The organism is Variovorax sp. Soil_C_26 (assembly GCF_057657075.1).
In genome coordinates this window covers 56,918-66,726 of record NZ_JBDGJC010000007.1, presented here as the reverse complement: position 1 = coordinate 66,726, position 9,809 = coordinate 56,918, and the positions used below count along the sequence as shown (strand labels likewise).

General features: G+C 72.4%; 7 protein-coding genes. 2 read left to right on the top strand and 5 right to left on the bottom strand.

Annotated features, from left to right (window positions below):
• Nucleotides 1-7: 7 nt before the first annotated feature.
• On the bottom strand, nucleotides 8-865 hold the full coding sequence (locus tag AC3A6G_RS19970; RefSeq protein WP_487861330.1) for a hypothetical protein: 858 nt from the start codon (nucleotides 863-865) through the stop codon (nucleotides 8-10).
• Nucleotides 866-906: 41 nt separating this feature from the next.
• Here AC3A6G_RS19970 and AC3A6G_RS19965 point away from each other — a divergent pair, with 41 nt between their 5' ends.
• Nucleotides 907-2,676, top strand: coding sequence for a galactosyltransferase-related protein (locus tag AC3A6G_RS19965; protein WP_487861331.1), 1,770 nt, complete (start codon nucleotides 907-909; stop codon nucleotides 2,674-2,676).
• Here AC3A6G_RS19965 and AC3A6G_RS19960 read toward each other — a convergent pair.
• The 4 genes from AC3A6G_RS19960 to AC3A6G_RS19945 form a co-directional block, all read right to left on the bottom strand.
• Nucleotides 2,631-3,419 carry a hypothetical protein gene (locus tag AC3A6G_RS19960; protein ID WP_487861332.1) on the bottom strand — a complete coding sequence of 263 codons (789 nt, stop codon included), beginning with the start codon at nucleotides 3,417-3,419 and terminating at the stop codon, nucleotides 2,631-2,633. The genes AC3A6G_RS19965 and AC3A6G_RS19960 overlap by 46 nt on opposite strands.
• Before the next feature lie 10 nt (nucleotides 3,420-3,429).
• Nucleotides 3,430-5,430, bottom strand: a complete 2,001-nt coding sequence (locus AC3A6G_RS19955) for a hybrid sensor histidine kinase/response regulator (RefSeq protein ID WP_487866151.1) — start codon at nucleotides 5,428-5,430, stop codon at nucleotides 3,430-3,432.
• Nucleotides 5,427-6,506, bottom strand: coding sequence for an ABC transporter substrate binding protein (locus AC3A6G_RS19950; RefSeq protein ID WP_487861334.1), 1,080 nt, complete (start codon nucleotides 6,504-6,506; stop codon nucleotides 5,427-5,429). Before AC3A6G_RS19950 ends, AC3A6G_RS19955 begins: the two co-directional genes overlap by 4 nt.
• Nucleotides 6,507-6,669: 163 nt before the next feature.
• Nucleotides 6,670-8,571: an ATP-binding response regulator gene (locus AC3A6G_RS19945; RefSeq protein WP_487861335.1), complete on the bottom strand. Its 1,902-nt coding sequence runs from the start codon at nucleotides 8,569-8,571 to the stop codon at nucleotides 6,670-6,672.
• 172 nt (nucleotides 8,572-8,743) lie between these two features.
• On the opposite strand from AC3A6G_RS19945, the gene phnD reads away from it, so the two are divergent.
• Nucleotides 8,744-9,808, top strand: coding sequence for a phosphate/phosphite/phosphonate ABC transporter substrate-binding protein (gene phnD, locus AC3A6G_RS19940; protein WP_487861390.1), 1,065 nt, complete (start codon nucleotides 8,744-8,746; stop codon nucleotides 9,806-9,808).
• Nucleotide 9,809: the final 1 nt, after the last annotated feature.

Genomic DNA, 9,809 nt, shown 5'->3' with positions numbered 1-9,809 from the left:
GCAGCGCTCAGCGCGGCCCGCGCGCGCTCACGATGAAGAGCTGCGACATCAGGTCGGCGAGCAGCTGCAGCTGCGCATCGCCTTCGGCCAGCGGCGCATGGCGATAGGGTGCTGCACGGGCCTCGATGTCCTCGAGCGGCCCGGCGAAGAACATGCGCCGCAGCGCTCCGCCGAGCGCGTCGTAGGCGGGCACGCGCGCGCGGTCGTCGATGGTGCTCGTGGCTTCGCTGCCGATCCTGGGCGTGGCGAGAAAGGGCGCGAGCACCGCGGCCTGCAGCCGCCCCGCGGCGATCAGCCGGTTGAGCGCCATGTCGAAGGCGAGCGCCGGGCCTTCGGCCAGCGCTTCGCCGAGCAGCGCGGGCAGCGTGCGCCGGCCGCGCGGCGTCACGAGGTAGGCGGTCGCGCCCCAGTTGTAGAGGTCCGCCGCCTCGAGGATCTCGATGCCGCCGATGGCATCGCGCGGCGCCTGCGGGTCACTCGGAAGGTGCTTCTGCAGGCTCTGCCAGAGCCCGAGAAGGGCCGGCGCCGAGGCATACGGCAGGCATTCCAGGAACACCAGGTCGCAGCCCGCGAGGCGTGCGAGCGCGTTCTCGTCGCGCAGCAGCGCAGGCAGCGCGCGGCTCAACTGCACATCGTCTTCGAGCACGAGGAAGAAGCCGTCGGCGGGGGCCGATTCGATCGCCGCCACATGCGAGCGGAAGCACGCATGCTCGCGCCGGCTCACCGCGCCGGCAGGCGGCAGGTCCTCGATGCCGGTGGCCTCGAAGCGCGCGATGGCGCCGTGCAGGCCGAGCGCGCGCAGCTGCGCCGCCATGGTGTCGCGCCGGGCGGTGCTTTTCTGCAGGTTGATGAAGCAGCCGTTCATGCGCGTGACCTCGCGACGGGGTTGTGGTGGTGGTACGGCCCATGACCGAAACCTGGCTCAGCGTGGTGATGCCGTTCTACCGCAAGCTCGCGGAGTTCGAGCGCGTGGCCGCGCGCAACGCGCCGTTCTGGGCCCGACCCGGCATCGAGGTGGTGATCGCGCTCGACGAGCCTTCGGAAGAAGAGAGCCTGCGGCGGCTGCTCGACCGGTTCGCGCAGGTGCGCTGGAAGCTGCTCGTCAACGACCGCCCGCACGAATGGCGCCCGCCGTGCCGCGCGATCAACGTGGGCGTGCGCCTCAGCACCGGCCGTTTCGTCTTCGTGCATTCGCCCGAATCGGCCTACGTCGGCGATGCGCCCGCGGTCGCGCTGCACGCGGCAATGGCGGGCGAACGCCATGTGGCGATCGGGCGCGTGGGCTTTGCGCGCTTCGATGCGCTCGACGCGGCTGACGGCAACCTGGACGCGGCCTTCGCGCAGCAGGTGCCCGAGGCGCTCTACCTGCGCACCTTCTACGGGTCGTTGTGCTGCGCGCGCGTGGCCTTCGACGCGGTGGGGGGCTACGACGAACGCTTCGACATCTGGGGTGGCGACGACGACGACTTCCGCGTGCGGCTCGAAATGGCGGGTTGGCAGCTGCAGGCCTGCGCATCGCTCAAGCTGCTGCACCTGTCGTTCGAGCCGCGCAACGGCGCCGAGCGCTTCGACCCCGACAACGACTGGCGCCGCTGCACGCCGGGCGCGCCGCGCGCGAACCTCGCGGCCGACGGGCGCGAGGACGCCTGGGGCCGCGACTTCGGCCGCGTCGCGCGCGACGACACCGCGCACGCGCCGCACCCGGACGCCGCACGGCGAGAGGCTGCGCCCGCGTGGCTGGGCGCAGCGCCGGCGAGCTTCGCGATGGGGTCGCGCCGCCAGTGCGAGGTCTGCGCACGCATGCTGCACCACGAGCCGGCGCCGCCGTATTTCTGCCCGTACTGCAGCCGCGGCGCACCCGAGCGGCTCATTGCGCGCCCGCGCATCGTCTGCGTGATGCAGCTGCGCAACGAGGCGGGCTGGATCGAGGGTTGCCTCGACCACCTGCGCCCGCACGTCGACGGCTTCATCGCGCTCGACGATGGTTCCACCGACGGCACCGCCGCCATCCTTCGCAACGAGCCGAAGCTGCTCGAACTGCTCGCCAACCCGCCAGCCGAGCCGCACCACTGGGACGAGCCCGGCAACCGCCGCCGCCTGCTCGAATGCGCGCGCCGCCACGGTGCAGGCTGGGTGCTTGCCTGCGACGCGGACGAGCGCTTCGAGACGCTGTTCCTGCGCCACCTGCATGCGATCGTCGATTCGCTGCCCGAGGACCGGCTGGCCTGCCTGTCGCTGTCGCTGCGCGAGCTGTGGGATGCGCCCGACCGTTTTCGCGATGACGGCGACTGGGGACGCCAGACGCGCGCGATGCTGTTCCGGCTGCCGCAGCAGATCGCGTTCGACGCCGCGCCCGCGCTGCACGGCCAGCGGTTCCCCGATGCGGTGGCACGGCATGGTGCGATGTACCGCAGCTACTACCGCGTCTACCACCTGCGCATGGTGCGGCGCGAGGACCGCATCGCACGGCGCGAGCGCCACCGTGCGCTCGACCCCGGCGCACGGCTGCAGCCCATGGGCTACGACCATCTCGCCGACGAAGGACCGGCGCTCTGCCTCGCGCTGGTAGCGCCCGGCCGCGGCTACGACATGGCGACGCTGCCGCCGGCGCTGCAGGCAGGCGAGGCTGCTCAAGGCACCCCTGCCGACAGCGTGCGCGCGAAGTCGCCGCGGTAGGTGTGCGTGCCGGTGTGCGTGAGGCGCGAGCGCGTGTCCACATGCACCTTGCCGCCGATCGACTGCCAGCGGCGGCAGAACGCAAAGTCTTCGCTGAGGTAGCGGCCATGGCCGGGCTCGGCCCAGACATCGAAGAAGCGGTAGTGCGGCCACGCCGCGGCCACCGGGTCGTCCATGCGGTCGGGCGTGTAGCGCAGCTCGGGCATGGCTTCGGCCAGCCGCTCGAACACGGCACGCTCGATCAGCATGAAGCCCGTGGGTGCGTCGAGCACCTCGAGGAAGCCGTCGGGCTCGACCCGTGCGGCCGTGCCCGGCGCGGCAAGGTTGACCGGGAACACCGCATGCCGCGCCTCGAAGTCGTCGCGCGTGCTGCCCGCCGGCAGCGGCGCCGCCAGCCCGGCGCGCGGCCAGCCGTCGTCCTTGTGCGGATAGACGCCGGCCACCACCGGTCGGCCCGCGCACAGCAGGCGCAGCGCGTCTTCGGGCGCGAAGCCGATGTCGGCATCGATCCAGAACAGGTGCGTCCAGCGTGCGTCGGCCATGAATTCCGCCACCAGCCGGTTGCGCGCGCGCGGAATCAGGCTGTCGCCATCGAGAAAGCGTGCCTGCAACGCGAAGCCGTGCTGCCACGCGGCATTGACCAGGCCGAGCAGGCTGCGCACGTAGTCGCTCGTCATCGAGCCGCTGTGGCTCGGCGTGGCGATGAAGGGGCGGATGGTCTTCAGCGCGTCGGTGTCGAGCATGGCGATCCTTTCAGGCCGGTGCGTGGCGCCGCGTGGAAAGCAGCGCCCGCAGCTTGGCCGGCGCGACCGGCTTGGTCAACAGCATCACGCCGCCGCGGCGCAGGCGCTGCAGCACCTCGGGGCCGGTGGCGCCCGAGACCAGCACCGCGAGCGCATCGGGCTGCAGCCGCTTCGCCGCCGCGATCACGTCCATGCCGTCGCCGTCGCCCGCGAGCTGCAGGTCGCACAGTACCGCATCGAAGCGCAGGTCGCCCGTGCCGAGCCGCGCGATCGCCTCGGCGCCGGTGGCGATGCACTCGACGCGGCAGCCCCACTGCTCGAGCAGCGCGCGACTGCCGTCGAGGATCGCCGGATCGTCGTCCACCACCATGCAGTTCAGCCCCGCAAGGGGCGCCGCGGGCACCGGTGCGGGCTCTTCCTCGGGCGTGCTCGCCTCGGCGGCCTGCACCGCCGGGAGCGTCAGCGCGAAGGTGCTGCCGGCCTGCAGTGCCGAGCGCACGGTGATGCGGGTGCCGAGCAGCGTGGCGATGCGCGCACAGATCGCCAGCCCCAGCCCGAAGCCTCGCCGGCGGTCGCGCTCGGTGTTGGCCACCTGATAGAACTCCTCGAAGATGCGCCCCTGGTGGATGGGCGCGATGCCCACGCCGTTGTCGCGCACCTCGATGCGCACGCCGTCGCCGCCATCGTCGGCACGGCCGCGGCGCGCAGCCACCAGCACCGTGCCGCCCGGCGGCGCATGGCGCAATGCGTTGGACACCAGGTTGCCGACGATCCGCTGCAGCAGCGCCGCGTCGCTGCGCACGGCCAGACCGCGGTCGCTCCAGCGCAGCCGCACGCGGCTCTCGGCGGCCGTGGCGGCATGCTGCGCATCGAGCTGGTCGAACAATGCGGCCAGCGACACGCGGGTGATCGCGGGTGTCAGCACCTGCGCATCGAGGCGCGAGATCTCGAGCAGGTCGTCGAGCAGCACGCCCATGAACTCTGTGCTCTCCTGCAGGCGCATCATGGCCGGCCGCTGCGCCGCGCTGGCGCCCGGCAGCAGGCCGTCGATGAACAGGCCCATGGCATGCAGCGGCTGGCGCAGGTCGTGGCTCGCAGCGGCGAGAAAGCGCGCGCGGGAGAGCGCCGCCTGCTCGGCCTCGGCCATGCGCTGCAGCGCCACCGCGGTGGCTTCGCGCACGCGTTCCTCGCTCACCTGCCGGTTGTGCTGCAGGCGCTCGGCCAGGCGGTCGATGTCGCGCGCGAGCACCGCGAGCTCGTGCGCACCGGCGGAGGGCGCCTGTGCGGACGCGATGCCGCCGCCGTCGCCCACGCCGCAGCGCGCCTCGAAATGCCCTGCCTCCAGCGCGGCCACGGTGCGCGACACGCGGCGCAGCGGCCGCGCCACGGTGCGCGCCATGTGGCGCACCGAGGCCCAGGCCGCGAGCAGCGCGACCAGCGCGATGCCGATGCCGGCGATGAGCGAACGGCTGCGCTCGCGCGCATAGGCCGTGGTGTCGCGGAAGGTCTGCACCAGCCCGATCGGGGTGTCGCCGGCGGCCGTCGAGCCTGCGGGCGCGAAGGCACTGGCGCGCGAGGCTTCGCGCAGCGTGACCGGCGACGTGAACATGCGCAGCTGAGCGAGCGGCGAGGTCCTGGGCCCGGCCGTCACGTACACGCCGGCGCTGTTGCTGATCTCCACGCGCATCACCTGCCCGCCGCGCAACGCAGCATTCGCCACGTTCTGCAGCGCCGGCACGTCGCCCGCATAGAGGCTCAGGTCCGACATCGCGGCCACCTGGCGTGCCACGGCCTGGCCCTCGGCGTCGAAGGCCGCCTCGAGCGTCTGCAGCCGGTGGTGGGTGAACCAGCCGGTGAGCGCCAGCGCCACTGCGGCGCACGGCACCACGCCGAGCCGGAACAGGTCGCGCTGCAGGTTGCCGCGCACCAGTAGCGTGGGCGCGGACGATGGTGAAGCAGGCGGCGGCGGGTGCGCGGACTGCGCGCCTTCGGACGGCACCACGTCGCTCATCGCGTGGCGGTGATCCGCTCGGTCAGGTCGCGCTCCTGCGGCAAGCGAAGCCCGAGTCCGCGTGCCACCGTGGCGTTGACGCGCACCGACGGCGGCGCGGCCGATTCCACCAGCGGGACGTGGTTGCTTGCGCTGCTGCCGTGGCCCGCGAGCTTCTGCCCGAGCAGCTGCGCCTGCTGCGCCAGCTGCGCGGGCGTCGAGACGGCCGCGGCCAGACCGCCCGATCGCACCAACCCTTCGCTCGCGCCGAACACCGGCAGCCCCGCGCTCGCGCCCGCGCGAAGCACCGCCAGCGTGGCCGCCTGGTTGTCGCCGATCAGGTCGGGCAGCACCATCAGAGCGTCGCTGCGCGGCACCACCGCGCGCAGCGCCGCGGCCAGCGAGCGCGCGTCGGGCGCGTATTCGACCTGCAGGTCCCACGCGGGCTGGCCGCCCTGGGCCGCGGCACGCTGCAGATCGCGCACCAGCGGTTCGGATTCGGGCGTGGCGACCACGCCGAGGCGCGGCTTGTTCGGCAGCACTGCGGCCACCAGCGCCAACTGGTCGGCCATGGCCGGGTCGCGCAGCAGCACGCCCACGCGCCGGTCGCCGCGCCGCAGCGCCGGGGCGCTGGCGCGCAGGTTCTCGTACTCGAGCCGGCTCAGCATCGCGAGCAGCAGCGGCTGCTGGCCCGGGCGATCGAGCGCGGCGCGCGCAGCGGGCGCGCCGACGGCCATCGTGAGGCTCGTGTCGGCCGGGGCCGGCGTGGCCGTGCGCAGGCTGCGCGTGCGCACGCCGGCGTTCACCGCGCGCTCGGGCTCGGCGCCCGCTGCGGCCACGGCGCTCTCGACGCCCGACTGCGCTACATCGGCCGCGCCGGGCAAAAGCCGCACCAGCTCGAAGCGCCCGCCGGGCGCCTGCGCGGCGCGCATGTGCTGCACGAATTCGGTATGCGCAGGCACCTCGTCGCCCATCAGCACCGTGAGCCCGGCGGCACCCGCGGCCACGGCGGCGAACGGCGCCATGCACAGGGCCAGCGCGAGGCGGACGCGCCAATGCCGCAGCCGTTTCCGGAGGAACGAGATGAAAGGGTTCACGGCAACAGGCATGGGGATGACTTCTGCGGCAAGGGCAGAACCCCAATGTACGGAAGGCCCCTGGTTCGCGCGATAAGGCGGAGGGCTTATGTCGACGCCCGGCGTGCGGCGGGAGCGTGACGGAAGGCCGCGCCGCATCGGCCGCCTGGCCTATGCCCGACGGTCAGCCGCTGCCTCGGCCTGCCTGCTGCATCACCGCCGCCCGCTGCGCCAGGATCGCCTGCCGCAGCACGCGCGGCGAGACCGGCTTGTAGAGCACCGCGATGCCGGCCTCCGCCACTTCGCGCAGCCGGTCGGGCTTGGTCTCGCCGGTCACGAGCAGGCGTGCGGTGGCGGCGCCGATGCCGCGCGGATGGCGCTCGAGCGCGGCGATCACGCCGAGGCCGTTGTCGCCACCCTGCAGCAGCAGGTCGCTCACCACCACGTCGGGCGGCTCGGCCCATGTGTCGGCCAGCGCGAGCGCCTCGGCGCGGGTCTGGGCCGCCATCACTTCGGCGCCCCAGTTCGTCAGCACCACCGAGAGGCCTTCGAGGATGGTGCGCTCGTCGTCGATCACGAGAATGCGCAGGGGTGCGAGGCCGGCGTCGTCGTCCTCGGCCGCGCCCGTCGCGGAGGGCGCAACGGGTGCCGCGAGCGCGGCCGGTGCCGAGCGCACCAGCACCCGCACGCAGGTGCCCTTCTGCGGCCGCGACGTGAGTTCGACGCGCGTGTTGAGCAGCTCGGCCAGCCGCTGCACCGTGGCGAGCCCGAGGCCCATGCCGCGCTGGCCGCGCGGCGCATTGCGGCCGGTGGGCTCGACCTGGTAGAACTCCTCGAACACGCGCGCCTGGTGCTGCGGTGCGATGCCCACGCCGGTGTCGACCACCTCGATGCGCACGCCCTTGCCGCGCCGTCGCGCACCGACCAGCACACCGCCTTCGATCGTGTGGCGCAGCGAGTTGGACACCAGGTTGTTGAGGATGCGCGAGAGCATCACGTAGTCGCAGCGCACCCAGAGGTCGGTCTTGCGCACCACCAGGCGAAGGCCCTGCTGCTCCGCGACCGGGCGGAAGTTGCGGCTGATCTCGTCGAACAGCTGGTCGAGCGCGAACTCGGCCCATTGCGGCTGCAGCACGCCCGCGTCGAGCTGCGAAAGGTTCAGCAGTTCAGAGAACAGCCGGTCGAGCGAATCGACGCATTCGCGGATGTGGCCGATGCGCTGCAGCCGCACCGGGTCGGTCTCGCCGTTGGCGAGCCCGTCGGAAAACAGCGTGAGCGCGTGCAGCGGCTGGCGCAGGTCGTGGCTGGCTGCGGCCAGCAGGCGGGTCTTGGCCTGGCTCGCCACCTCGAGCTGCTGGTTCTTGCGCGCGAGTTCGGCGGTGGCATCGGCGATGCGGCTTTGCAGCAGCCGGTGGCTTTCGGCGAGCGCACGCGCGGCCTGGTTGAAGCCGTGCTGCAGATGCCGTACCTCGGAGGTGCCTTCGATCGTCACGCTCGCGGACTCGCCCGCGCCGAGCCGGTCGACGGCCTTGCCGAGCGCGCGGATCGGCTCGCTGATGCGGCGCGCGGCCCACCAGCCGGCCAGGCCCACGCCCACCAGGCTGGTGGCCAGCACCAGCACCACGTTGAGCCAGACCGAGCGCCGCGCCTGCTGCACCGCTTCGAGGCTCATCTCGACCATCACCTTGCCGCCCGGCTGGCCTTCGTCGCTCACGATCGGCACCACCACCTGCAGGCCATCGCCGCGCGCGCGGTCGACCGTTTCGGAGTTGGCGACGATCTCGCCGTCCTCGGACCAGATCTGCACCTGCTGCACATGCGGCTGGTAAGTGCCCGACTGGGCCGTGCGCTGCAGCGCTCGGCGATCCATGCGCACCAGCGGCGCCTGCGCGGCCGTGGCGACCTGAAGCGCCACCGTCTGCGCATTGGCACGCATCAACTCGGTCAGGTTGTCCAGGTGCTGCCGCGTCAGCACCGTGATCGCCGCGAGCGTGGCCGCCGTGGCCGGCACCATCGCCAGCAGGATCAGCTGCTGCGCGAAAGTGAGGCGGGCCAGCCCGCGCAGGACGCGGAAGTTCCATTTCATGGGTGTATCCAGCGCCTGGAAGTCAAGCCCATGGGCACCTTGGTTGGGCAGAAAGGAGGAAAAACATCGCGAAAATGCCGCCTATTTGTGTATTTGATATCTAATTGCGTCCGCTTCCGCTCATGTTAGACCGCTGACCCGCGTTGGCGCCACGTTGTCTTCCCGTCCGATCATGCTGGCCTTCCCACGTTGCCGTCGCCGCTGCCTCCTAGGGCAGGCCGCCGCCTGGCTGCGCCGGGGCGCCGCAGCGATCGCCTTCGCGGCCGGCCTGCCGCTGCTGGCCGCGGCCGAGCCCGTGCAGCCAGCCGAGTCGCCGGTGCGCTTCGGCATCCTGCCGCTCGGCGGTGCCTTCGAGTCGCGCAGCGACTGGGACCCCCTGCTCGCCGAGCTGAGCCGGGCCATCGCGCGGCCGGTGAGCGTGCTTTCGGTCAATTCGTACGAGGCGCTCGAGCAGGCCATCCGCGACGACAAGGTCGACATGGCGTTCCTGTCTGGAAAGATGGCGCTCGACGCCGTGACCCAGCGCCGCATGAAGGTCGTGGCGCAGGTGGTGCGCCACGATGGCCTGCCCGGCTACCGGGCGCTGCTGCTGGCGCGCCGCGCCCCGCCCTTCAACACCCTGAAGAGCCTGCTGGCCGAACCGGAGCGCTGGCGCCTCGCGCGCGCCGAGCGGCAATCGGTGTCGGGTTTCATCGTGCCGCAGCTGCAGTTCTTTCTGCCCAACCACATCGCCATGGAGACGCGCTTCCTGAGCGAGATCGTGGGCACCCACCAGGCCACGGCGCTCGCGGTGGCCAACAACGAGGCCGATGTGGCCACCAACAACACGGCCGATTTCGAGCGCTTCAAGCAGCGCTTTCCGGCCGAGGCCAAGCGGCTGCAGGTGCTGTGGGAGTCGGACCTCATTCCCCATGCACAGATCGTGATGCGGCGCGCGTACCCGCCCGAGCTGCGCAGCCGGGTGCAGGCGTTCCTCGTCGGCTACGGCCGCGCGAAAGGGCCGCAGGGCGATGCCGAGCGCGCGGTGCTCAAGTCGCTGCACGACCTGGCGGGCTTCGTGGCCGCGGACAACAGTTCGCTGCAGCCCGCCGCCAACCTGGCCCACCAGCTCGCGAAGCAGAACGCCATGAACGCGCAATGGGTCAACGAGGCCGCGCGCCAGGCACGCCTCCTGCGCCTGGACCGCAGCTACGCCGAGCAGTCCGCCGCCCTTCAGGACGCGCTCCCCGGTCGATGAC